Origin of the sequence: Pseudomonas rhizoryzae (genome assembly GCF_005250615.1) — a bacterium.
Classification (GTDB): domain Bacteria; phylum Pseudomonadota; class Gammaproteobacteria; order Pseudomonadales; family Pseudomonadaceae; genus Chryseomonas; species Chryseomonas rhizoryzae.
Genome location: NZ_SULM01000002.1, coordinates 219200 through 241514 on the forward strand (window position 1 = coordinate 219200; position 22315 = coordinate 241514).

A 22315-nucleotide genomic window follows, 5' to 3' on the forward strand; every position below is an offset into this window, starting at 1 on the left:
ATGCCCTGCAGCAGCCGCCTGGCAGATCAGGCGGCTGCCCTACCTGGGCCGTGATTCAAACGTCATCTACACCATGTTGGCGGCGCTTTTTGCCCGCAGCGGCGGACCACCCTGGGGCGACGTTGCCACTCCTCGCCATGGCCCTGCTATGACTCGTCCCGGCGCCTAGCGAATCGGGGCGCCGAACCGCCCCAAAAATCACTCGCCAATTCTTGCGTGAACGCCTGAAACACCATACTAGGACCCAGCGAGGAAGGGCCCTAGCGCCGCTAACACCTCCGCTGGTGACTCCTCCGGTTGCAGATGGCCGCCCGGCAGGGCCGAGCCGCGGACGTCGCGGGCCCAGCGGCGCCAGATGGCCAGCGGCGTTTCCTTACCGGCCTGGGCCGCCGACCAGAGCACCAGCAGCGGGCACTGCACGAGCTGCCCCTGAGCCTGGTCAGCGAGATCGTCGGCCAGATCCTCTGCGGCGCCGGCGCGATAGTCCTCGCAGATGGCCCGGCGCACCTCTGGATCGCGAAAGGCTTGGCGATAGGCTGCCAGGGCCGGGGGTTCGACCCGCTCCAAACCACCGGCCATGCGTGCCAGGGTCAGATCGAGGAAGGCCTCGGGAGCGGCCGCCAGCAGTCGCTCGGGCAGGTCCGCCGGCTGGGCGAGAAAGGTCCAGTGGAAATTCGCCAGGCTGCGCTCGCGGCCGAAGGCCTGCCAGACCTCCGGTGTGGGCACCACGGTGAGCGAGGCGTAGCGCTCGATCCGCGCGGGATGATCCAGGGCCAGGCGGTAGCCAACACGGGCGCCGCGGTCATGGCCGACCACGGCGAAGCGTGACAAGCCGAGCGCGTCCATCAACTCGATCAAGGCGGCCGCCACGCGCCGCTTGGTCCAGCGCGAGCGGTGGTCGAGCTGGCGGCTGGCGCCGTAACCGGGCAGATCGGGCACCACGACCCGATAGTCCTGGGCCAGCACCGGAGCGATATGGCGCCAGGCCAGGTGGGTCTGGGGATAGCCGTGCAGCAGCAGGACCGCAGGGCCCTGGCCGCCGATCATGCCGTGGAAAGCGGCCGAGGCCGTGTCCTGGTTGAGCGGGGTGAAACCAGGAAAGTCGCTCATGGCTGGGGGCGCTCCAGGTGGTCGACGAAGATGGCCAGATCATGATTGAAGCGAGGTGCCTCTTCCAGGAAGGGCGCATGGCCGGAAGCAGCATAGCGCGTGGCCGTGAGACGCGGATTCAGCGCCTGGGCCCGGGCGATGGAGGCCGCGGGTCGCACCAGGACGTCCTGCTCACCATAGAGCAGCCAGAGCGGTACGTGCATCTGGCCCAACCCCTGGGCGGCGGCGACATCCTGTTGCTGCACGGCGCGCTGCATGTCCCAGGAGGCCATGGCAGCGGTGGCATACAGCTGCTGGAACAGCTCCGGCGCGGGCGGTGTGGCGAAGCACAGCGCGAGGAAGGTGCGGATCGCCGCCAGATGGGTGCGCAGATCGGGCGAGACCAGATCCCGATAGACCTCGGGATGCGGCACGATCTGCGCCGAGGCCAGTTCGATGACGCCGTCCACGTAGACCACACCGGCGATATCGGCATCGCCATGCCGGGCCAGGTAGTTGGAGATCACCGTGGCGCCCAACGACCAGCCCACCAGCACGGGCCGGTGGGCACCGGTGGCGGCGATGACCGCCGCCAGGTCGTCGGCCCAGCGGCGGCCTTCGCGATAGGGCGCGGCGCCGACTGGCTTGCCGGACAGGCCGTGGCCGCGCAGGTCGTAGGTGATCAGGCGGAAGCGGCTCAACTCGGGGCTGGCGAGCTGAGCCTGCCAATTCAACCGGCTGCCCAGCAGGCCGTGGATGAAGATGATGGGCACACCCCTGGGGTTGCCCTGCTCCTGGACGGCCAGCGCTATGCCGTCGGGAGCGGTCACCCGCCATTCACGGGCCTGGGCGGCCAGACTGGTCAGACTCAACAACAGGATCAGCGAGAACAGGCGTAACGGACTCATGGCAGGTCTCCGGGAGGGGGGAACCGCCAGTGTCGAGGCTGACACCAATGTGAGGGTCAAGCCCCCGTACGTCATGCGATAGTGGCGGGCACTCCTGTTTCCCCTAGCGCCGGATCGTCGTCATGACTGCAGCCTCGCCTTCCCTCAGCATCGGTCAGCTCGCTACCGCCACCGGGGTCAGCGTGCGCTCGCTGCGTCACTACGAAGCCCAGGGCCTGCTGGTGGCGGGTCGCGGTGCCAATGGCTATCGCCACTTTCCGGCCAGCGCCGTGGCCCAGGTCCGGCAGTTGCAGCGGCTGCTCGGCGCCGGTTTCAGCCTGGCGGAGATCCGCGGCTTTCCCGACTGCATGCGGCTGATCGAGGGCGCCCTGGCCTGTCCGGAAACCTCGGCAGCCCAGCGCGAGCGGCTGCGGACGCTGGAGCGGCAGATCGAGGAGCTGGAGAGTCGACGGGCCCGCCTGCTAGCGATGTTGCGCGACAGCGAAGCGTCGCGGGCCTGAGCGAGCCTGGCAGGAACCCCGCGTCAGCCCGCCCGGTCCCACCCTTGGGTCGGCCAGGCCAGCACGGTTCGGGCACCCTGCCGAGGACGATCTCATGCGTTCCCTGCTATTCACCACCGCGCTCGTTGGCGGGCTGTTGTCCGCGGGCGCCACCAGCGCCGAATCCCGAAGCGTCCCCTCCATCGAGACCGAAGACGCCACCCTGGGCAGCGTGGACGTCAGCGAGACGTCTAGACGCTTCCATCCGCAGCTGGGCCTCGATGTCCGCAACGGCGACTTTTCCCGTGGCAACTACGACGACGACGCGGCCAGTCTCGAGCGCATCCCGCTGCACGCCCAGGTGGGTTTCGCCCTGGACCTGCACCAGGCACCCGCGGGCGCGACCGATGCCTGGCTGGTGTTCAGCAGCAGCAATGGCTTCCATACGCCTTCCAGCGACGAAAGGGTCAGCCCGCGGCGCTGGTACGAGAGCAACAACCTGCTGGGCCTGGTGGTCTCCCCGGCGGCGGGTTTGCGGGTCGGCTTCGTCTATACGGTCAAGACCAGTCCCAACGATGTGGCGGCCACGACCCAGGAAGCCAGCCTGACCCTGGCCTACCAGGCCGACTCGGGCCTGGGCGCCTGGCGACCGGGCCTGGCGGTGACCACCCGCACCCAGGGCGATGGCGGCCTCTATACCCAGGGCAGCCTGGAACCCGGACTGGACCTCTCGGCCAGTGGCCTGCGTCTGAGTTTCCCCAGTGCCCTGGGGGTGGGCTGGAACGGCTTCTATGGCCCGGACTCCGGCGATCGCCTCTATGCCCGCACCGGCTTGGCCCTGGAGCAGCCCTTCCGCTGGGGCGAGACACGCTGGAGCGCCCGCGCCGAGGCCCTGGCGCTCTATCGCGACGGCGCCCTGCGCGAGCTGAGTGGCCCGGAGGGTGAAACCGACGGTGTGGTGCCCCAGGTGACCCTCAGCCTGTCCATGGCCTATTAGAAGCTGTTCACGATCTCGCGAGCTAGAGCCAAACAAGGCCTAGGCGGCCCCGCGAAAAGACCTGAGGAAGCGGATCGGACTCGCGCTCTAATTAACTCAGCATAAATGCGCACTCCGACGGGGCTGGCCTTCCAGGGGCTTTTCAACGCCGTTTGGCCGACGCGCAGCAGATCATAAACAGCTTCTTAGCCCAGCGGCGCCACGCCCAGCCCTTCCACCAGCGCCTCCAGCGCACGCAGGCCGGCCACCGAGTTGCCGTAGCTGTCCAGGCGTGGCGACCAGACGCAGATGCTCAGTTGCCCAGGCACGATGGCGACGATACCGCCGCCGACCCCGCTCTTGCCTGGCAGGCCGACGCGCCAGGCGAAGTCGCCGGCGGCGTCGTAGAGGCCGCAGGTCAGCAGCAGGGCATTGAGTTGGCGGGTCTGCTGGGGCGTGACCACCGCCTGGCCGTCCTGGGGATTGACCCCACCGTTGGCCAGGAAGGCGAAGGCCCGCGCCACGTCGACGCAATTCATGGCCAGGGCGCAGCCGTGGAAATAGACGTCGAGGACGTCGTCGACCTCGCTGTGCAGGTTGCCGTAGGCCTTCATCAGATAGGCCAGGGCGGCGTTGCGCGCCTTGTGCTCCATCTCCGAGCGGGCCACGCGGTCGTCGAAATTGAGCGCCGGATTACCGGCCAGGCGCCGCGCCTGTTCGCGCATCATCCAGTGGATGGACATGATGCGCGACACCAGCAACTCGCAGATCAGCACCGCCCCCGCGTTGATGAAGGGATTGCGCGGGATGCCCTTCTCCTCTTCCAACTGCACCATGGAATTGAAGGCCTGGCCGGAAGGCTCGCGGCCGACCCGAGTCCAGATGTCCGCCTCGTCCAGGCGCTGCATGGCGATCACCAGGTTGAGCACCTTGGAGATGGACTGGATGGAGAAGGGGGTAGCGGCCTCCCCCGCCTGCCATACCTGGCCGTGGACGTCGCACACGGCAATGCCGAAGCGATCCGGCGCTACCTCGGCCAGGGCCGGGATGTAGTCGGCCACCTTGCCTTCGCCGAAGTGGCGCGGCGCGGCGGCGGCGATACGGTCAAGCAGGGGTTGCAACAGGCGGCGGTCGAAGGGCTCTGGCATGACGAGTCCGAAGCGGGCGGGGGCGCCAAGTGTAGGGGCCGTTCCGGTCTCAGGCGAGCCCCTGGCGCGGCGGCAATGGCAGGCGGATCTCGAATCGAGCGCCACCCTGGGCACCGGCGCTCAGGTCCAGCCGGCCACCCTGGTTTTCCACCGCGCGCCGGCTGATGGCCAGGCCCAGGCCGAAGCCGCCGGTGGCGCGGTCACGACTGCGATCCAGGCGATAGAAGGGTTCGAAGACCCGCTCGCGCTCCGCCGCGGGAATCCCCTCGCCGTCATCCTCGACGGCGATCAGCAACGCGTCGCCGTCGCCACGGACCGCTACCCAGACCTCGCGCTGGCAATAACGCAGGGCGTTGCCGACGAGATTCTGCAGGGCGCGGGCGGTGAGGCGTGGCGCCAGTTTGGCCCGCCTGGGCGCCTGCGTCAGGTCCAGGTGCATCACGACGCCGCGGCGCTCCTGCTCTTCGGCGAAGTCGGCCAGCACGCTGTCGAGAAAGGCTTCGAGTTCCAGGCTCAGGCGTTCGGGCGGCTGCTGGCTGCTCTGCAGGCGGGCAAAGGACAGCAATTCGTCGACCAGGGCATCCAGTTCGCGGACGTGGCGCACCAGTTGCTCCAACTGGCGGTGAGTCTCGGTCGGTAGCGGATCGGCCTGCAGCAGCGCCAGGCCGAATTCCAGGCGCGACAGCGGCGTGCGCAGCTCGTGGGAGACGGCGTTGAGCAGATCGCGCTGCTGGACGATCAGCGCCTCCAGCTCCTGGGCCATGTCATCGAAGGCCCGCGCCAGCTCGCCGATGTCCGAGCGCGGCGAGATGGCGGTGCGTTCACCGAGATGGCCCTTGCCCAGCCGCGCCGCGGTACGCCGCAGCCGTTCCAGGTCGCGCCAGTGGGGGCGCAGCCAGACATAGAGGCAGACCAGCAAGGCCGCGCCGATCAGGGCGTTCATCGCCCAGTAGGTCAGGGCGATGTCGGTGGGTGCCTCGGGAATGCCGACCCAGAGCACCTGATCCGTCGGCAGCGGTACCAGGGCCGCACTGGGCTCGCCATAGTCACCCAGGCGTACCCGGCGCTGGCCGGCGGCCAGGTCGGCGCGCTCCTCCGGACTGAGGGCGTGATCCTCAAGCGGGACCAGCCGCAGGCTGATGGGCGCCAGTTCGGCGGTCAATTCCTCTTGCAACGCCGGCCAGCGCTCCGGCGGCGCCTGGATGAAGGCACGCTGCACCAGGCCGAGCGGGCCGTGCAGTTGCTCCAGGGTGTAGCGGCTGTAGCGCTCGTCGAACACCCTAAGCAGCGCTTCGGGCACCAGGTAGCTGGCCGCACCGTAGGTCACCAGCAGGATGAGGTAGAGCCGGACGAGGATCTTGAGCATCTATTCCCACTCGGCCCGACTGAGGAGATACCCCTTGCCCCAGACGGTCTTGATCCGCCGGGCTTCGCCGGGGTGCTCCTCGAAGCGGCGGCGCAGCTTGGAGATGGCCACGTCCACCGAACGGTCGACACCGTTGAATTCGATGCCGCGCAGTTGCTGGATCAACTGATCGCGACTGAGCACCTCGCCGGCATGACGCATGAGGATCGCCAACAGGTTGAATTCGGTGGACGACAGCTCCACCAGTTGGTCTCGCCACCAGACCTGGCGCTCGCTCGCCAACAGGCGCAACTGGCCGATACTCAATTGATCCACCTCGCCCGGCGTTTCGCCCAACTGGCAGCGGCGCAGCAGGGTGCGGATGCGCGCCAGCAGCACCCGCGGTTCGCAGGGCTTGCTGACGTAGTCGTCGGCACCGATCTCCAGGCCCAGCACCTGGTCGTGGCTGTCGTCCAGGGCGGTGAGCATCAGGATCGGCAGGCCCGGCTGGGCGGCGCGTAGCTGACGGCAGACCTGCAGGCCATCCAGCCCGGGCAGCATGACGTCGAGCACCACCAGCTGCGGGCGCAGCCGTTGCACCGCGGCCAGGGCCTCGTCGCCGCGGCCGATCACGGTCACGGCATAGCCCTGGCGCCCCAGGTAGGTGGCGATGAGCTCGGCCAGGGCGGTGTCGTCTTCGACGATGAGCAAAGGGATCACGGCAGGTCTTCGCGGCGGGAAAGTGCCGAGCATAGCCGAGCCCCGCGTGGGCGAGCGCGGGGCTTAACACTCTTTCACAAGAGACCTACAGACGTTTACAGGGAGGCCCCAGCGGGACGCCTACCATGGCGCTGTCCTGGAGGAAGCCCCGATGTCCCTGTCCCGCCCTGCCCTCGGCAGCCTCGTGCTGCTTTGCCTGTTGCTCGCCGCCTGCGACCGTCCGGCCACGGAAGCCGCCGTCCCGCCCGTACCCAGGGTGCAGGTAGAAACGCTGCGTGCCACGTCCCTGGCCATCGCCAGCGAACTCAGTGGCCGCCTGGTGGCGCCCCGTACCGCGGAAGTGCGCGCACGGGTCGCCGGGATCGTGCTGCAGCGGGTGTTTCGCGAGGGCAGCGAGGTCAAGGCGGGCGAGGTGCTGTTCCGTATCGATCCGGCGCCGCTGCAGGCCGAGGTGGACAGCGCCACCGCCGCCCTGCGCAAGGCCGAGGCCAGCGCCTTCCAGGCGCGCCGGCTGGCGGAGCGCTATGCGGCGCTGGTGGAGAGCGAGGCGATCAGTCGCCAGGCGCAGGACAATGCCCGCGGTGCCAGCCTGCAAGCCGAGGCGGACGTCGCCGCAGCCCAGGCGGCGCTCAGGCGGGCGCGGCTGAATCTGGGCTATGCCACGGTCACCGCGCCCATCGCCGGGCGCATCGGCAAGGCATTGGTCAGCGAAGGTGCGCTGGTCGGCCAGGGCGACGCCACGCCGCTGGCGATCATCCAGCAGTTGGACCCCATCCATGCCGATGTCACCCAGTCCACCCGCCAGCTCAAGAGGCTGCGCGATGCGCTACGGGACGGCCGGCTGCAACAGGTGGCACCGGACCAGGCACGGGTGACCCTGCTGCAGGAAGACGGCAGCCCCTACCCGGAGAGTGGCCGCCTGCTGTTCGCCGATCTCGCGGTGGACGCCACCACCGGGCAGATCACCTTGCGCAGCCAGTTTCCCAATCCACGGCGCGATCTCTTGCCCGGTAGCTTCGTGCGGGTACGCCTGGAACAGGCACGGCTCGACCAGGGTTTGAGCCTGCCGCAACGCGCGGTGCAGCGTAGCGCCGGCGGCCAGGCCCAGGTCTGGGTGGTGGACGCTGAGAACAAGCTCGCGCTGCGTGAAGTGCAAGTGGGGCCGGTGGTGGACGGTCGCTGGGTGGTGGAGTCCGGCCTCGCTGCCGGTGAGCGGGTACTGCTCTCGGGTCTGCAACAGGCGCAGCCGGGCCTGGTGGTGGAGCCGCAGGAAGCCCAGACCGCCGCGGTGGAGGCGCACTGATGGCCAACTTCTTCATCGACCGCCCGGTGTTCGCCTGGGTGGTGGCGCTGTTCATCCTGCTCGCCGGCCTGCTGGCCCTTCCGCAGTTGCCGGTGGCCCAGTATCCCAACGTGGCGCCGCCACAGATCGAGCTGACCCTGAGCTATCCGGGCGCCTCGCCGCAGACCCTGGACGAGAGCGTGGTCAGCCTCGTCGAGCAGGAGCTCAATGGCGTCAATCACCTGCTCTATTTCTCGTCCAGCAGCAGCCAGGGCAGCGCCACCCTGACCGTGACCTTCCAGCCCGGCACCGATCCGGAGCTGGCCAAGGTGGACATCCAGAATCGTCTCAAGGTGGTGGAGCCGCGCCTGCCGCGGGCGGTCACCCAGCAGGGCATCCAGATCGAGGAAACCTCGGCCGGTTACCTGCTGTTCGTCACTCTCACGGCCACCGACGAGCGGCTCGACACCACCGCCCTCAGTGACTACCTGGCGCGCAACGTGGTCAACGAACTGCGCCGGCTGGACGGCGTGGGCAAGGCCCAGCTGTTCGGCGCCGAGCACGCCCTGCGCGTCTGGCTCGATCCCAGCCGCCTGGTGGCGGTCGGCCTGACCCCCGCCGACGTGACCCGCGCCATCGCCGAGCAGAACGTCCAGGTGGCGGCCGGCAGTCTCGGCGAATTGCCCGCTCCGGCTGGCCAGGAACTGACCGCGCCAGTGCTGATCAAGGGTCAGCTCAGCGACCCGGCGGAATTCGCCGGCATCCTGCTGCGCGCCGGGGCCGATGGCTCCAGCGTGACCCTGGGCGACGTCGCCCGCATCGAGGTGGGCAGCCAGAGCTACAACTTCGGCACCCGGCTGGACGGCCAGCCCTCGGTCGCGGTGGGAGTGCAGCTGGCGCCCACCGCCAATGCCCTGGCCACTGCCAAGGCGGTACGCGCCAAGCTGGCCGAACTGTCCCGGTACTTTCCGCCGGGCATGAAATACGACATCCCCTACGACACGGCGCCCTTCGTCGAGCTCTCCATCACCCAGGTGATCCATACCCTGCTGGAGGCCATGGTGCTGGTGTTCGCGGTGATGTACCTGTTCCTGCAGAAGCTGCGCTACACCCTGATCCCGACCCTGGTGGTGCCGGTGGCGCTGCTGGGCACCTGCGCCGTGCTCCTGGCGCTGGGCTACTCGATCAACGTGTTGACGCTGTTCGGCATGGTGCTGGCCATCGGCATCCTGGTGGACGACGCCATCGTGGTGGTGGAGAACGTCGAGCGAATCATGGCGACGGAAGGCCTCGCTCCGCGCGCCGCCACGCGCAAGGCCATGGGCGAGATCTCCGGCGCCATCGTCGGCATCACCCTGGTGCTCACCGCGGTCTTCGTGCCCATGGCCTTCATGAGCGGCTCGGTCGGCGTCATCTATCGCCAGTTCTCGGCGTCCATGGCGGTGGCCATTCTCCTCTCCGCCTTTCTCGCCCTGAGCCTGACCCCGGCCCTATGCGCCACCCTACTCAAGCCGATTCCCCAGGGCACCCATGCCCGCGGCGGCTTCTTTGGCGCCTTCAACCGGGGTTTCGACCGCCTGACCGGCGGCTTCGAGAGCTGGGTGGCCCGCGCCATCCGCCGCCTGCTGCCGAATCTGGTGCTGTTCGCCGTCCTGCTGGTGGCCCTGGTGGCGCTCTATGGCCGCCTGCCCAGCGCCTTCCTGCCCACCGAAGACCAGGGCTATCTGATCACCGACATCCAGCTGCCGCCGGGAGCGACTCAGGAACGTACCCTCAAGGTGCTCGAACGCCTGGAACGCCATTACGCCGCGGAGCCGGGTGTGGCCAACGATCTCGTCCTGCTCGGCTTCAGCTTTTCCGGCAGCGGCCAGAACGCCGCCCTGGCCTTCACCACCCTCAAGGACTGGTCCGTCCGCGGTCCGGCCGACTCCGCCGCGGCCATCGCCGAGCGCGCCAATGCCGCCCTGGCCGGCGAGAGCGAGGCCCAGGGCTTCGCCGTACTGCCGCCGCCGGTGGAAGGCCTGGGCACCTCCAGCGGTTTCGAGGTACGCCTGCAGGACAGGTCCAATCGCGGCCAGGCGGCACTCAAGGCCGCACGGGATGAGTTGCAGGCCAAGCTGGTGGGCAATCCGATCATTGCCTACCTCCGCGAGACCGCCCTGGCCGACAGCGCCCAGGTGCAACTGCTGGTGGATCGCCGCCAGGCCGCCGCCCTGGGGGTAGGGTTCAGCGCCCTCGGCGAGACCCTCGGCATCGCCCTGGGCTCCAGCTATGTCAACGACTTCCCCAACCGCGGCCGGATGCAGCAGGTGATCGTCCAGGCCGACCTGGGCACGCGCAGCCAAGTGGACGACCTGCTGCGGCTGGAAGTGCGCAACGAGCGCGGACGCATGGTGCCGCTGTCTGCCTTCGTCAGCGCCGACTGGACCCAGGGCCCGGCGCAGCTGTCGCGCTACAACGGCTACCCAGCCATCAGCCTGGCCGGCGAGCCGCTGCCCGGTCACACCACCGGCGAGGCCATGGCCGAACTGGAGCGCCTGGCCGCCGAGTTGCCGCGCGGCTTCGCCCTGGAGTGGACGGCGCTGTCGCTGCAGGAACGCCTCTCCGCCGGCCAGGCGCCCCTGCTGCTGGGCCTGTCGCTGCTGGTGGTGTTCCTCTGCCTGGCGGCGCTCTACGAGAGCTGGTCGATTCCCACCGCGGTGCTGCTGGTGGTGCCCCTGGGGGTGCTCGGCGCGGTGCTGGCGGTGACCCTGAGGGGGATGCCCAACGACGTCTTCTTCAAGGTCGGCCTGATCACGGTGATCGGCCTCACGGCGAAGAACGCCATCCTGCTCATCGAATTCGCCAAGCGCCTGCACGACGGCGGTATGGATCTGTACGAAGCCACCTGCCGCGCCGCGCGGCTACGGCTGCGGCCCATCGTCATGACCTCCCTGGCCTTCATCCTCGGCGTGCTGCCCCTGGCGCTGGCCACCGGCGCCAGCTCGGCCAGCCAGCAGGCGGTGGGCACCGGGGTGATCGGCGGCATGCTCAGCGCCACCCTGGCGCTGATCTTCGTACCGGTGTTTTTCGTGCTGGTGCTGCGGACGGTCCGGCGCTGGCGCGCGCCGGACCGCTAGCCTCAGGCGTTGTGAGGGCGCTTATCGCCCAGCAGCGGCGGCTCTTCGGCTGGAGCGGGTGTTGGCGTCCGGGCACCCACCCGGTCCGAAGTCCGCAGGCTCTGCGGCAATGCCCAGAACAGCAGGCCGGCGGCCAGCAGGCTGGTGCAGCCGATGAGGTAGAGCGCCGGGGTGGTGCTGCCGGTGGCGTCCTTGATGTAGCCGACCAGCACTGGGCTGACGATGCCGCCGAATTGCCCCAGGGTGTTGATCAGGGCGATGCCGCCCGCGGCACCCGCCCCCGCGCCGGCCAGCAATTTCGGCGGCAGCGCCCAGAAGGCCGGGATCGAGGCGATGATGCCCGCGCCCAGCAGCGCCAGGGAGAGGATCAGCAAGGTGGTGTGGTCGGCGAAGAGTCCTGCGCTGAAGAAGCCCAGGGCACCGGCGACCACCAGGCCGCAGACGAATTTGCGTCGCTCGCCGCTAGCGTCCGACAGCCGCCCCACCACCACCATGCTGATGGCGCCGAAGACGTAGGGCACGGCGGTCAGCAAGCCGATGAGCGTTGGGCTTTCGGTGCCGGCGCTGCGGATCAGTTGCGGCGCCCAGAAATTGAGACCATAGGAGGCGACCTGGATGAGGAAGTAGATCAGGCCGAGCAGCAGGAAGCCCGGCAGCCGAATCGCCGCCAGCAGCGAGCCGTGGCTGTTGTGTTCATGCCGGGCGATGCGGCTGGCCAGGAAGGTTTTCTCGTCGGCACTGAGCCAGGGCGCATCGGCGATGCGGTCGTGCAGCAGCCGCAGCACCAGCACGCCCAATAACACGCAGGGGATGCCGCCGAGGAGGAACAGCCAGTGCCAGCCGCGCATGCCCAGCAAACCATCCATCTGACCAAGGATCACGCCGGAAACCGGCGCGCCGATCAGGCCGGCGAAGGCCGAGGCGAGAAACAGCGTCGAGGTGATGCGGCCGCGATAGCTCTGCGGAAACCATAGCGTCAGGTAGTAGAGGATGCCCGGCGCGAAGCCGGCCTCCATGGCACCGATCAGAAAGCGCAGGACATAGAACTGCCACTCGGCGGTGACGAACATCATCAGCGCCGTAGCGATGCCCCAGGAGATCATGATGCGGGCGATCCAGCGCCGCGCCCCGACCTTGTACAGCATCATGTTGCTGGGCACCTCGAACAGCACGTAGCCGACCACGAAGAGTCCGGCGCCCAGGCCATAGGCGGTGTTGCTCAGCGACAGGTCGGCCTGCAACTGGAACTTGGCGAAGCTGATGTTGATGCGATCGAAGAAGGCGAACAGGTAGCAGACCATGATCAGCGGCATGAGCCGCCAGGCGACCTTGCGGACGATGGCCTGTTCGAAAACGGCGGAGGGGGCGGACGAAGGCATAGCGGTCTCCCGGGAGCGGCCAGGCTGGCGCTCCTTTGTTGTTGTAGTCAGGGCGAACGTGGGATGCGGGTGGCTCAGCCACTGGCCGCGGGTGGCGGATGCAGATCGCAGTTGCGCCCGGCCTTGGCCACCTGGCCGGGGGTGTCATGGCCGAGCAGCGCCGGCAGGGTGCGCGACAGCGCGATCAGCCGCGCGAGATCGATGCCGGTCTCCAGGCCCATCTCGGTGCAGAGATTCACCAGGTCCTCGGTGCAGATGTTGCCGGAGGCCCCTGGCGCGAAGGGGCAGCCGCCGAGGCCGCCGAGGGCGGCGTCGAAGCGGCGGGCGCCGGCCTCAAAGGCCGCCAGCACGTTGCACAGGCCGAGGCCGCGGGTGTTGTGGAAGTGCAGGGTCAGAGCGGACGCCGGCACGAACTCCAGCACCTGGCGCACGATCCGCGTCACCTGCCGTGGATTGGCCATGCCGGTGGTGTCGGCCAGGGTGATGCCGGTCATGCCCAGCGCCAGATAGCGCTGCACCAGCTCGAACACCCAGGCTTCGTCGATGCGCCCTTCGAAGGGACAGCCGAAGGTAGTCGCCACCGTGCCGTTGAGCGAGACCGCCTGCCCCATGGCCAGCTGCACCACCTCGGCGAAGCTGGCCAGGGACTGCTCGCAACTCATGCGCATATTGGCCTGGTTATGGGTCTGGCTGGCGGAGAGCACCAGGTTCAACTCATCGGCCCCCGCCGCCAGGGCGCGCTGGGCGCCCTTGAGATTGGGCACCAGGGCGACGTAGGTCACCCCTGGCTGGCGGGCGATGCCCTGGAAGACGTCTTCGCCGTCGCGCAGCATGGGCACCGCCTTGGGCGAGACGAAGGAACCGGCTTCGATCCGCGTGAAGCCCAGACTGGAGAGTTGGTCGATCAGGGCGATCTTGTCGGCGGTTTCCACCCAGCTCGGCTCGATCTGCAAGCCATCACGGGGTGCGACCTCCTGGACGATCAGACGCTCGTTGCTCATCGCACCACCCCGGCGTCCTTGAGCCGCTGGATGTCGGCCTCGCTCAGACCCAGTTCGGTCAGCAGGCCATCAGTGTGCTGACCGAGGCTCGGCCCCTGCCAGTTCACCTGGCCCGGCGTCGCCGACAGCTTGGGCACGATGCCCGGCATCTTCAGGGTCGCGCCATCGGGCAGGGTGGTGTCCAGCAGCATGTCGCGCGCCTGGTAATGCGGATCGGCAACGATGTCGGCGACCGAGTAGATGCGCCCGGCCGGCACCTCGGCGCGCTCCAGCATCGCCAGCACCTCATCGATGCCGTGGCTGCCGGTCCAGGCGGCGATGGCCTCGTCGATCAGTTCGCTGTGGCGGGCACGGCCGTCGTTCTGCGCCAGGTCCGGGCGCTCGGCGAGATCGGGTCGGCCGATGGCCTGCATCAGCCGCACATAGATCGGATCGCTGTTGCCAGCGATCACCACATAGGCGCCGTCGCCGGTGGGATAGGTGTTGGACGGCGCGATGCCCGGCAATGCCCCGCCGCTGCGCTCACGCACATGGCCGAGCATGGAGTATTCGGGCACCAGGCTTTCCATGACGTTGAACACGCTCTCCACCAGGGAGACATCCACCACCTGACCATCACCCTGGCCGGTCTTGACCCGCAGCACCGACATCAGGGCGCCGATCACCGCATGCATGGAGGCCAGGGAATCGCCGAGGCTGACACCGACCCGTGCGGGCGGCACGCCCGGGGTGCCGGTGGTGTAGCGGATGCCGCCCATGGCCTCGCCGATGGCGCCGAAGCCCGGGCGGTCGCGATAGGGGCCGGTCTGGCCGTAGCCGGAGATACGTACCAGGGTCAGCTTGGGGTTGAGGGCGTGCAGCACGTCCCAGCCGAGCCCGAGTTTTTCCAGGGCGCCCGGCCGCAGATTCTCGATGAGCACATCGGCGCTCTCGACCAGTTGCTTGACCAGGGCCACGCCCTCGGCGGATCTCAGATTCAGGGCGAGGGACTTCTTGTTGCGCGATTGCAGATACCACCAGAGCGAGGTGCCCTCGTGCAGCTTGCGCCATTTGCGCAGGGGATCGCCCTTGTCCAGGGCTTCGATCTTGATGACTTCGGCGCCGAACTCCGCCAGCAGGCGAGCGGCGAAGGGGGCGGCGATGAGCGTACCTATCTCGATGACGCGCAATCCGGTGAGGGCCGTCATGGCGGGCTAGCCTCGTTGTTGTTGGACTACGGTCGATGCTAGGGGAATCGCGCGGCAAAGGGGTAACGTCTTTCGGCAATGGGCCTTCGCGAAACGCGAAGACCTGGCGTCAACGCGGCAACAGATGGTCGTAGAGCAGGCGGCTGACCGGCGACAAGGCGTCCACGTCGCGCACCACCAGCGCCAGGCTGCGCTGCGCCCAGTCGTCGTCGAGGGCGGCGGCGATGAGACCGAGCGGTCGGCCGATGAGCTCGAAGGCCTGCAACGGCAGCACCCCCAGGCCAAAGCCGGCCTGCACCATGCGGCAGACGGCGTCGAAACCGGGCACATGAATCCTGATTCGCAAGGCCTTGCCGTGGCTGCGCGCGGCGGCCTTGGTGCGCAGGTGGATGAAGCTGTCGGCGTGCAGGCCGACGTGGTCGTCGTCCAGGGTCTGCCCGAAGTCCAGCCGCGCGCGTCCGGCCAGGCGATGATCCGGGCGCATCACCACCACCAGGGTGTCCTGGCGATAGGGCACGGCCAGCAGGCCACGGGTATCGGTATCCGACGAGCAGATGCCCAGGTCGGCGGCGCCTTCCAGCACGCCCTTCACCACCCCGGCGCTGGGCCGCTCGTCCAGGCTAACCTTGACCTGGGGATGGCCGACCGCGAACGCCTGCAGGTCTTCGGGGAGGAATTCGATGATGGCGGAGATGTTGGCCATCATCCGCACGTAGCCCCGCACGCCTTGCAGGTGCTCGCCGACGTCGATGCTGATCCGCTCGACGTCGGCGAGGATGCGCTTGGCGTAATGCAGCAGCGTCTCGCCGACCGGGGTCAGGGTCATGCCCTTGGCATTGCGCTCGAAGAGTTCGCTGTCGAGCGAGCGCTCCAGGTCGTGCAGCCGCTTGCTGGCGGCCGACAAGGCGATCATCTCGCGCTCGGCGGCGCGGGTCAGGGTGCCCTCCTCGTGCACCGCCAGCAGCAGCTGCAGCGAGACGAGATCGAGGCGGCGGAGCAGATTGCGGTAGTGCATCGTCTCGGAATCCTGGCGGCCAGCGGTCCTTGTACAGGATCAGGTCCGCCTAGGATAACCGCCCGCCGTCGATCAGAGCCCCAGGTCGCTCAGGCCGGGGTGGTCGTCCGGCCGCCGCCCCTGGGGCCAGTGAAACAGCCGCTCGGCCTCCAGGATGGGCAGGTCGTTGATGCTGGCGTGGCGCTCGGCCATCAGGCCCTGGTCGTCGAAGTGCCAATTCTCGTTGCCATACGAGCGATACCACTGGCCGTTCTCGTCGTGCCATTCGTAGGCAAAACGCACGGCGATGCGCGCGCCGTCATGGGCCCAGAGCTCCTTGATCAGCCGGTACTCGTGCTCACGTTGCCACTTGCGGGTGAGAAAGGCCTCGATGGCGGCGCGGCCCTGGAAAAACTCAGCGCGGTTACGCCAGCGGCTGTCGGGGGTGTAGGCCAGGGCCACCTTGGCCGGATCGCGACCGTTCCAGCCGTCTTCGGCGGCGCGGACCTTCTGGCGGGCGGTCTCCAGGGTGAAGGGGGGTAGCGGGGGACGGGCAGCGCTCATGGGGCACTCCTTGGGAGGTGAAGCCCCAGTGTCGGCGTGGACTAGCGTCGTCGCAAGGTCGAGGAGCCCACAGATCGCGCCATGCCCTCAAACCTCCACCAGCCGATAGTGCAGCCCCCGCACCACCGCCTCGACCCTATTACGCGCGCCCAGTTTGCGCGCCGCGGAATTGAGGTGCAGGTTGACCGTGGCGGTGGATCGGTTGAGGGTGGCGGCAATGCGCTTGGCGGTCAGGCCCTTGGCCGAGTACTGCAGGCACTCGCGCTCGCGCGGAGTCAGGTGGATCTGGCCGCAGCGACGTTCGGCCGGGGCCAGCAATTCGTCGGCCCGGGCCTGGAAGGCATGGGCCAGTACCAGGAAGGCGCCCAGGCAGGCCTCGCCGGTGGACTCGGCGTCGCGCGTCTCGGCATCGAGGATGCCGGTGAGGGTGGCGAAGGCGCCACCGGGCAGATGCAAGGGCACCGTCACCCCGGTGGCGAGGCCACTGTCGCAGACGTAGCGGGTGACCGGGCGATGGCTGTCACCCAGGTATTCGCGCAGGGAACTGCGGGTTTCGCTGCGGAATGACCAGACGAAGGGCGTGGCGCGCCGGCTGGCGCACTGTTGCACGGGATCGATCTGGTAGTAGCCGCGCTCGCACCAGAAGGCCTGCATGTCGGCCGGCGCATTGCGTGCCTTGAACACCGACGGCGTGATGAGCACGCCATCGTGGCTCAGCGGCACCGGCGCATAGTCGTAGATCAGCGCCTTGCAGCCGAAGCCCTCGGCAGTGGCCTGCACGGCGTCCAGACAGGCATCGAGGCTGGCCAGGCCGGCGAGGCGGCCGCTGACGGTGAGCAGATCGGCATGCATCTTGGAACTCCCTCGGGGGTCGCGATGGGAGAAAGAAAGCAAAGCCTCTGCCAGTCGCTGGCGCGCTCCTGCAAACCTAGCACTTTTAGGGATGGGGCCTGTCTGGCCGCTGGCCTAGAGTCGAGTCCACCCCGCCCCTTCGAGGATGCCCCCATGACTCAGCACGCTCCGTCCGGCGACAGCGCCGACCTCGCCCGCTTCGGCTATACCCAGGAACTCAAGCGCCAGCTCGGGCTCAAGGACCTGCTCATCTACGGCCTGGTGTTCATGGTGCCCATCGCACCCTTCTCCATCTTTGGCGGGGTCTTCGACGCCAGCCACGGCATGGTGCCCCTCACCTACCTGATCGGCTTCGTCGCCATGCTGTTCACCGCGGTCAGCTACCAGCAGATGTCCCGCGCCTTTCCCATGGCCGGCTCGGTCTACACCTATGTTGGGCGTGGCCTGCACCCGGCGCTGGGCTTTCTCGCCGGCTGGGCCATCCTGCTGGACTACCTGCTGGTGCCCACCCTGCTCTATGTGATCGGCGCCACCGCCATGGCCAACGTCATCCCGGCCATTCCCCAGCCGCTGTGGATCGTCTTCTTCGTCGGCCTCAACACCCTGGTCAACCTGCGCGGCATCGAGACCACCGCGCGCGCCAACCGGCTGTTCCTCTACGGCCAACTGGCGGTGTTGCTGGTGTTCGTGGTGCTGGCGTCCCTGGCCATCAGCCGCGGCGTCAATGGCGCTGAATGGAGTCTGAAGCCGCTGTACAACCCGCAGGAATTCTCGCTGCCGCTGATCTTCAGCGCCCTCTCGGTGGCGGTGCTGTCCTTCCTCGGCTTCGACGCCATTTCCACCCTCTCCGAAGAGACCCGTGGGGGTAACCGCGTGGTGGGCCGCGCCACCCTGCTGGCGCTGACCCTGGTGGCCGCGCTGTTCATGGTGCAGACCTGGCTGGCCGCGCTGCTGCAGCCCAACCTCATCCAGTACCCCGACGCCGACGCCTCCAACAATGCCTTCTACGAAATCGGTCGGCTGATCGCCGGTCCCTGGCTGCAGGTGGTGATCGCCCTCGCCGTGGCCATCGGCGCCGCCATCGCCAACGCCCTGGTGGCCCAGGCCGCCACCTCGCGCCTGCTGTTCGCCATGGCCCGCGACCGCCAGCTGCCGCAGTTCCTGCGCCACATCCATCCGGTTACCCGCATCCCCCAACGTGCGGTTCTGCTGGTAGCCGGGTTGAGTCTGGTGCTGGGCCTGTTCTTCGTTGGCCAGATCAATCTGCTGGCGTCCATGTGCAATTTCGGTGCACTGACCGCCTTCCTGCTCCTGCATGTGGCAGTGGCCTGGCATTATCGTGGCGCCGGTCGCCCCATGCTTTACGGTCTGGTCCCACTGGTCGGCTTCATCATCCTCGCCTATGTGCTGGTCAATGCCGACGTCTACGCCAAGGTCGGTGGCACCTGCTGGACGGTGCTGGGCCTGGCCGTGCTGGCCTTCCTCAAGGTCAGCGGCCGGACCGTGGAATTCAAGGCCAACGACGCCGTCCACTGAGGACGGCACAGACCGCTAGGCTACAGCCGCAGCGGTCAGCCGCTGACGGCCCTGGCGTCGGCCAGGGCCCGCCGCGGCAGCGTTCCCCACAGCGAGGCGATCACGATCAGCAGGCCGCCCAGCCAGCCCCAGAGGCCCAGGTGTTCGTCCAGCCAGAAGGTGGCGAACAGCGCGCCGAACATGGGCTCGGCACCCATCAGCAGGGCGACCCGGGTGGCGCTGGTCCGCCCCAGGGCGTAGTTCTGGGCGAGGAAGGCGCCCAGGGTGCAGAACAGCACCAGGTAGCCGGTGCTCAGCCAGAAGGCCGGTTGCACCGGCAGCGGCGTCAGCCCTGGCCCCAGGGCGAACAGCAGCAGACAAACCAGGCCCACCACCCCGGTCTGCACCGCGGTCAGCGCCAGGGCCGGTACCGGCGCGCTGGCCTGCTGCAGGCGGCGCCGCACCACACAAACGTTGATCGCGCGCAGCACGGCCGCCAGCAGGATCAGGCCGTCGCCCAGGTTGAAGCTCAAGGTCACCCCGCGGGTCAGCAAACCAGCGCCAACGACCGCCAGGGCCGCTGCGCCCAGAGCACGGGCTTCCGGTCGTTGGCCGAGTAGCCACCATTCGGCGAAGGGCGTCAGGGCCACGCAGAGGCTGATGAGAAAGGCGGCGTTGCTGGCCGTGGTCAGGGCCACCCCATAGGTCTCGCAGAGAAAGATCGCCAAGAGCAGCAAACCGGTCGCTATCCCCGGGCCCCAGGCACGGCGTCCCTCGCCCCTCAGGGTCGGCGCGAGCAGCACCGCGGTGAGGCAGAAGCGTAGCGCCAGGTAACCCAGCACCGGATAGAGCAGCACGGCATCCTTGACCACGGCATAACTGGTACCCCAGACCATGGCGGTGGCGAGCAGCAAGCCTTCGGCGAGGCCAAAGGTGGAACGGTGCGACATGACGACTTCTCCGCGAATCAGGGCGTCAGTGTGCCCCGAATCGTCCCTGACCATAAGCCAAGCGGCCGGCATAGCTCTTGTTCCCTCAGCGCAGCAATGCCAGCATCCGAGACCCTATTGCTTCCCTGGAATCAGGCATGGATCTGCTCCGCGCCCTGCCCTTGCTGCCCTGTATGGTCGCCTTCGCCAAGGTGGTGGAGACCGGCAGCTTCACCGCCGCTGCCCGGCTGCTGGACGCCACACCCTCGGCGGTCAGTCGCCAGGTCGCCCGGCTGGAACGGGAGCTGGGAGTGCGCCTGCTGCAGCGCACCACTCGCCAGTTGCGCCTGAGTGACGCCGGGCGCGAGGTGCTCGGCCATTGTCGGCAACTGCTGGCCGCTGCGGGCGCGGCGCTGGACAGCGGTCAGCAGCATCGCGAGGAACCCCGCGGCCAGGTGCGCCTGGCCGTGCCCAAGGCGGTCGGCTACCGCTTGATCGCTCCGCTGCTGCCGGACTTCTTCCAGCGCTATCCCGACGTGGATCTACAACTGCGCCTGGACGACCGTCCTCTGGATCCCATCGCCGACGACCAGGATCTGCTGGTGCGCATCACCGAGCAGCCGCCGGCCGGCTTCGTCGGCCGCCCGCTGCGGCAGATGGATTTCGTGCTCTGCGCCACGCCGGCCTATCTGCAGCGCCGTGGCACGCCCCAGCGGCCCCAGGCGTTGGCCGAGCACGAGTGCCTCTACCTCGGCGAAACCCCCGGCGACCAGCGCTGGCAACTGCGTCAAGGCGATCAGGTGGAAAGCGTGACGGTGCGTGGCCGCCTGGCCTGCAACCACAGCGGCGTGCGCCTGGAGGCCACCCTCGCCGACCTGGGCATCGCCTGCCTGCCGGCCTTCGCCGCCGAAGCCGGTCTGGCCGAAGGCCGCCTGCTGCGCGTCTTGCCCGACTGGCAATACCTCGGCCCCTACCAGGGCACCGCCTGGCTGCTCTATCCACCGGATCGCCAACTGCCGGCGGCGGTCAGGGTGCTGGTGGATTTTCTGGTGGAGCGGCTCAGGCCAGCCCCAGGTTCAAGCTAACACCGCCACCGACTTCAACTGCGCCCACACCCGACTCCCCGCTTGTAGCCCCAGCCGCTCCAGCGAATAGCGGGTGATCCGCGCCAGCAGCGCCGTGCCGCCCAGGTCCAGGCGCAAGAGCACCTGGGCCGGCGAGCGGGTCGGGGCGATCTCGGCGATGGTGGCCGGCAGCACATTGAGGATGCTGCTGTGCTGGCGCTCCAGACTCAGGCTGACGTCCCGCGCCAGCACCTTGATGCGCAGCGCCTGGCCGGGGGGCAGCGGGGCATGGGCCAGCAGCACCCGCTGGTTACCGGCCAGACCCAGGCTGAGCAGGCCGTAGTCCGGGTCGTGGCCCAGCACCCGGCCCTCCAGCACTACCCCGGCGTCCTCGGCCAGGGCGATGGGTAGATCGAGCCGCGCCAACACCTCGGTCGTCGGCCCGCTGGCCAGTACCCGCCCCTGCTCCAGCAGTACCAGGTGATCGGCCAGCCGCGCCACCTCGTCGGGGGCATGGCTGACGTAGAGGATCGGCAGCGCCAGCTCGCGGGTGAGTCGCTCCAGATAGGGCAGGATCTCGGCCTTGCGCTCGGCGTCCAGCGCCGCCAGAGGCTCGTCCATCAGCAGCAGCCGCGGACTGGTCAGCAGCGCCCGGGCGATGCCGACCCGCTGGCGTTCGCCGCCGGACAGGCGCGCCGGCATCCGAGCCAGTAGCCCTTCGATGCCCAGCAATTCGACGACCTGCTCCAACTGCAACCGCCGCTCGCCTGGCGCCACCCGCTGCCAGCCGAACAGCAGGTTGCGGCGCACGTCCAGGTGCTCGAACAGATTGGCGTCCTGGAAGACGTAGCCCAGGGCGCGCCGGTGCGGTGGCAGGAACAGACCGCGCTCGCTGTCCTGCCAGGTGTCCCCGGCGACCACCAGCCGACCGCGGGCCGTGGGCTCCAGCCCGGCCACGCATCTCAGGCAACTGGTCTTGCCCGAGCCCGAGGGGCCGAACAGCGCGGTGACGCCGCTGGCCGGCAGGGCGAGATCCACGTCCAGCACGAAGCCGGGATGGCGCAGCGCGAAACGGGCGGCGAGGCTCATGTCCAGGCCGACCGCCCGCGGCGACCATAGAGCAGCAGCAGGATCACGAAGGAGAACACCAGCATGCCGCCGGCCAACAGGTGCGCCTGGGGATATTCCATGGCTTCCACATGGTTGAAGATCTGGATGGAGACCACCTGGGTGCGGCCCGGCACGTTGCCGCCGATCATCAGCACCACGCCGAATTCGCCCACGGTATGGGCGAAGCCGAGGATGGCGGCGGTGATGAAGCCCGGACGGGCCAGCGGCAGCACCACGTGGAAAAAGGTATCCAGCGGCCCGGCCCTGAGGGTGGCCGCCGCCTCCAACGGGCGCGGGCCGATGGCCTCGAAGGCGTTCTGCAGCGGTTGCACCACGAAGGGCAGCGAATAGCACAGCGAGCCCACCACCAGCCCGGCGAAGGTGAAGGGCAGCCGGCCCAGGCCCAGGGCAGCGGTCGCCTGCCCCACCCAACCCTCCGGCCCCATGGCCAGGAGCAGATAGAAGCCGATCACCGTGGGCGGCAGCACCAGTGGCAGAGCGACCAGGGCACCGATGGGGCCCTTGAGCCAGGAGCGGGTGCGTGCCAGCCACCAGGCGAGGGGCGTACCCAGCAGCAGGAGCAGCAGAGTGGTCACGCTGGCCAATTCCAGGGTCAGGCGGATCGCCGCCCAGTCCGCCGCGCTCAGCCCCATG

General features: G+C 68.6%; 20 protein-coding genes. 6 read left to right on the forward strand and 14 right to left on the reverse strand.

Features of this window, described 5'->3' with window-relative positions; all coding sequences use genetic code 11:
- Positions 1–237: 237 nt before the first annotated feature.
- Both FAZ11_RS03540 and FAZ11_RS03545 read right to left on the reverse strand, forming a co-directional pair.
- A complete protein-coding gene (locus FAZ11_RS03540; RefSeq protein ID WP_058772809.1) occupies positions 238–1110 on the reverse strand; it encodes an alpha/beta fold hydrolase in 873 nt (290 codons plus the stop codon).
- The gene (locus FAZ11_RS03545) at positions 1107–1997 is read right to left on the reverse strand and encodes an alpha/beta fold hydrolase (RefSeq protein WP_058772808.1); all 891 of its coding nucleotides are present in this window, start codon (positions 1995–1997) and stop codon (positions 1107–1109) included. Before FAZ11_RS03545 ends, FAZ11_RS03540 begins: the two co-directional genes overlap by 4 nt.
- Positions 1998–2119: 122 nt before the next feature.
- On the opposite strand from FAZ11_RS03545, the gene FAZ11_RS03550 reads away from it, so the two are divergent.
- Both FAZ11_RS03550 and FAZ11_RS03555 read left to right on the forward strand, forming a co-directional pair.
- The gene (locus FAZ11_RS03550) at positions 2120–2497 is read left to right on the forward strand and encodes a MerR family transcriptional regulator (protein WP_058772807.1); all 378 of its coding nucleotides are present in this window, start codon (positions 2120–2122) and stop codon (positions 2495–2497) included.
- 94 nt (positions 2498–2591) lie between these two features.
- Positions 2592–3473 carry a hypothetical protein gene (locus FAZ11_RS03555; protein WP_058772806.1) on the forward strand — a complete coding sequence of 294 codons (882 nt, stop codon included), beginning with the start codon at positions 2592–2594 and terminating at the stop codon, positions 3471–3473.
- Positions 3474–3658: 185 nt separating this feature from the next.
- On the opposite strand, the gene glsB is transcribed toward FAZ11_RS03555, so the two are convergent.
- From glsB to FAZ11_RS03570, 3 genes are read right to left on the reverse strand one after another with little or no spacing between them, the layout of a single operon-like run.
- Complete coding sequence (gene glsB / locus FAZ11_RS03560) at positions 3659–4600, reverse strand: glutaminase B (RefSeq protein WP_081319995.1); 942 nt, start codon at positions 4598–4600, stop codon at positions 3659–3661.
- A 49-nt stretch (positions 4601–4649) separates the two neighbouring features.
- Complete coding sequence (locus FAZ11_RS03565; protein ID WP_058772805.1) at positions 4650–5966, reverse strand: ATP-binding protein; 1317 nt, start codon at positions 5964–5966, stop codon at positions 4650–4652.
- The gene (locus FAZ11_RS03570; RefSeq protein WP_058760198.1) at positions 5967–6698 is read right to left on the reverse strand and encodes a response regulator; all 732 of its coding nucleotides are present in this window, start codon (positions 6696–6698) and stop codon (positions 5967–5969) included.
- 118 nt (positions 6699–6816) lie between these two features.
- Between FAZ11_RS03570 and FAZ11_RS03575 the strand changes: the two genes are divergently transcribed.
- Both FAZ11_RS03575 and FAZ11_RS03580 read left to right on the forward strand, forming a co-directional pair.
- Positions 6817–7968, forward strand: coding sequence for an efflux RND transporter periplasmic adaptor subunit (locus FAZ11_RS03575; RefSeq protein ID WP_058772804.1), 1152 nt, complete (start codon positions 6817–6819; stop codon positions 7966–7968).
- A complete protein-coding gene (locus FAZ11_RS03580; protein WP_137279067.1) occupies positions 7968–11066 on the forward strand; it encodes a multidrug efflux RND transporter permease subunit in 3099 nt (1032 codons plus the stop codon). The genes FAZ11_RS03575 and FAZ11_RS03580 overlap by 1 nt, the downstream gene beginning before the upstream one ends.
- 2 nt (positions 11067–11068) lie before the next feature.
- Here the strand turns inward: FAZ11_RS03580 and FAZ11_RS03585 are convergent, their stop codons facing one another.
- From FAZ11_RS03585 to FAZ11_RS03610, 6 genes are all read right to left on the reverse strand, one after another.
- Positions 11069–12445, reverse strand: coding sequence for an MFS transporter (locus tag FAZ11_RS03585; RefSeq protein ID WP_137279066.1), 1377 nt, complete (start codon positions 12443–12445; stop codon positions 11069–11071).
- A 74-nt stretch (positions 12446–12519) separates the two neighbouring features.
- A complete protein-coding gene (locus FAZ11_RS03590) occupies positions 12520–13446 on the reverse strand; it encodes a hydroxymethylglutaryl-CoA lyase (RefSeq protein WP_058772801.1) in 927 nt (308 codons plus the stop codon).
- Positions 13443–14633 carry a CaiB/BaiF CoA transferase family protein gene (locus FAZ11_RS03595; RefSeq protein ID WP_058772800.1) on the reverse strand — a complete coding sequence of 397 codons (1191 nt, stop codon included), beginning with the start codon at positions 14631–14633 and terminating at the stop codon, positions 13443–13445. The genes FAZ11_RS03590 and FAZ11_RS03595 overlap by 4 nt, the downstream gene beginning before the upstream one ends.
- A gap of 109 nt (positions 14634–14742) precedes the next feature.
- On the reverse strand, positions 14743–15648 hold the full coding sequence (locus FAZ11_RS03600; RefSeq protein ID WP_058772799.1) for a LysR family transcriptional regulator: 906 nt from the start codon (positions 15646–15648) through the stop codon (positions 14743–14745).
- Positions 15649–15720: 72 nt separating this feature from the next.
- On the reverse strand, positions 15721–16191 hold the full coding sequence (locus FAZ11_RS03605) for a nuclear transport factor 2 family protein (RefSeq protein WP_058772798.1): 471 nt from the start codon (positions 16189–16191) through the stop codon (positions 15721–15723).
- An 87-nt stretch (positions 16192–16278) separates the two neighbouring features.
- Positions 16279–17043 carry a LuxR family transcriptional regulator gene (locus FAZ11_RS03610; RefSeq protein ID WP_058772797.1) on the reverse strand — a complete coding sequence of 255 codons (765 nt, stop codon included), beginning with the start codon at positions 17041–17043 and terminating at the stop codon, positions 16279–16281.
- Between the two features lie 153 nt (positions 17044–17196).
- Here FAZ11_RS03610 and FAZ11_RS03615 point away from each other — a divergent pair, with 153 nt between their 5' ends.
- Positions 17197–18579 carry an APC family permease gene (locus tag FAZ11_RS03615; protein WP_058760189.1) on the forward strand — a complete coding sequence of 461 codons (1383 nt, stop codon included), beginning with the start codon at positions 17197–17199 and terminating at the stop codon, positions 18577–18579.
- 35 nt (positions 18580–18614) lie between these two features.
- Here the strand turns inward: FAZ11_RS03615 and FAZ11_RS03620 are convergent, their stop codons facing one another.
- Positions 18615–19508 carry a DMT family transporter gene (locus FAZ11_RS03620; RefSeq protein WP_058772796.1) on the reverse strand — a complete coding sequence of 298 codons (894 nt, stop codon included), beginning with the start codon at positions 19506–19508 and terminating at the stop codon, positions 18615–18617.
- A gap of 137 nt (positions 19509–19645) precedes the next feature.
- On the opposite strand from FAZ11_RS03620, the gene FAZ11_RS03625 reads away from it, so the two are divergent.
- Positions 19646–20572: a LysR family transcriptional regulator gene (locus tag FAZ11_RS03625; RefSeq protein WP_058772795.1), complete on the forward strand. Its 927-nt coding sequence runs from the start codon at positions 19646–19648 to the stop codon at positions 20570–20572.
- Here the strand turns inward: FAZ11_RS03625 and modC are convergent.
- Positions 20564–21640, reverse strand: coding sequence for a molybdenum ABC transporter ATP-binding protein (gene modC, locus FAZ11_RS03630; protein WP_058772794.1), 1077 nt, complete (start codon positions 21638–21640; stop codon positions 20564–20566). The genes FAZ11_RS03625 and modC overlap by 9 nt on opposite strands.
- Positions 21637–22314, reverse strand: a complete 678-nt coding sequence (gene modB / locus FAZ11_RS03635; protein WP_058772793.1) for a molybdate ABC transporter permease subunit — start codon at positions 22312–22314, stop codon at positions 21637–21639. The genes modC and modB overlap by 4 nt, the downstream gene beginning before the upstream one ends.
- Position 22315: the final 1 nt, after the last annotated feature.

Bases quoted from the DNA above. Each gene is read 5' to 3' on its own strand.
- FAZ11_RS03585 (WP_137279066.1), bottom strand. From the start codon at position 12,445: ATGCCTTCGTCCGCCCCCTCCGCCGTTTTCGAACAGGCCATCGTCCGC.
- FAZ11_RS03555 (WP_058772806.1), top strand. From the start codon at position 2,592: ATGCGTTCCCTGCTATTCACCACCGCGCTCGTTGGCGGGCTGTTGTCC.
- FAZ11_RS03550 (WP_058772807.1), top strand. From the start codon at position 2,120: ATGACTGCAGCCTCGCCTTCCCTCAGCATCGGTCAGCTCGCTACCGCC.
- modC (WP_058772794.1), bottom strand. From the start codon at position 21,640: ATGAGCCTCGCCGCCCGTTTCGCGCTGCGCCATCCCGGCTTCGTGCTG.
- FAZ11_RS03540 (WP_058772809.1), bottom strand. From the start codon at position 1,110: ATGAGCGACTTTCCTGGTTTCACCCCGCTCAACCAGGACACGGCCTCG.
- FAZ11_RS03620 (WP_058772796.1), bottom strand. From the start codon at position 19,508: ATGTCGCACCGTTCCACCTTTGGCCTCGCCGAAGGCTTGCTGCTCGCC.
- FAZ11_RS03610 (WP_058772797.1), bottom strand. From the start codon at position 17,043: ATGCATGCCGATCTGCTCACCGTCAGCGGCCGCCTCGCCGGCCTGGCC.
- FAZ11_RS03565 (WP_058772805.1), bottom strand. From the start codon at position 5,966: ATGCTCAAGATCCTCGTCCGGCTCTACCTCATCCTGCTGGTGACCTAC.
- glsB (WP_081319995.1), bottom strand. From the start codon at position 4,600: ATGCCAGAGCCCTTCGACCGCCGCCTGTTGCAACCCCTGCTTGACCGT.
- FAZ11_RS03595 (WP_058772800.1), bottom strand. From the start codon at position 14,633: ATGACGGCCCTCACCGGATTGCGCGTCATCGAGATAGGTACGCTCATC.
- FAZ11_RS03580 (WP_137279067.1), top strand. From the start codon at position 7,968: ATGGCCAACTTCTTCATCGACCGCCCGGTGTTCGCCTGGGTGGTGGCG.
- FAZ11_RS03545 (WP_058772808.1), bottom strand. From the start codon at position 1,997: ATGAGTCCGTTACGCCTGTTCTCGCTGATCCTGTTGTTGAGTCTGACC.
- FAZ11_RS03605 (WP_058772798.1), bottom strand. From the start codon at position 16,191: ATGAGCGCTGCCCGTCCCCCGCTACCCCCCTTCACCCTGGAGACCGCC.
- modB (WP_058772793.1), bottom strand. From the start codon at position 22,314: ATGGGGCTGAGCGCGGCGGACTGGGCGGCGATCCGCCTGACCCTGGAA.
- FAZ11_RS03615 (WP_058760189.1), top strand. From the start codon at position 17,197: ATGACTCAGCACGCTCCGTCCGGCGACAGCGCCGACCTCGCCCGCTTC.
- FAZ11_RS03570 (WP_058760198.1), bottom strand. From the start codon at position 6,698: ATGCTCGGCACTTTCCCGCCGCGAAGACCTGCCGTGATCCCTTTGCTC.
- FAZ11_RS03600 (WP_058772799.1), bottom strand. From the start codon at position 15,648: ATGCACTACCGCAATCTGCTCCGCCGCCTCGATCTCGTCTCGCTGCAG.
- FAZ11_RS03625 (WP_058772795.1), top strand. From the start codon at position 19,646: ATGGATCTGCTCCGCGCCCTGCCCTTGCTGCCCTGTATGGTCGCCTTC.
- FAZ11_RS03590 (WP_058772801.1), bottom strand. From the start codon at position 13,446: ATGAGCAACGAGCGTCTGATCGTCCAGGAGGTCGCACCCCGTGATGGC.
- FAZ11_RS03575 (WP_058772804.1), top strand. From the start codon at position 6,817: ATGTCCCTGTCCCGCCCTGCCCTCGGCAGCCTCGTGCTGCTTTGCCTG.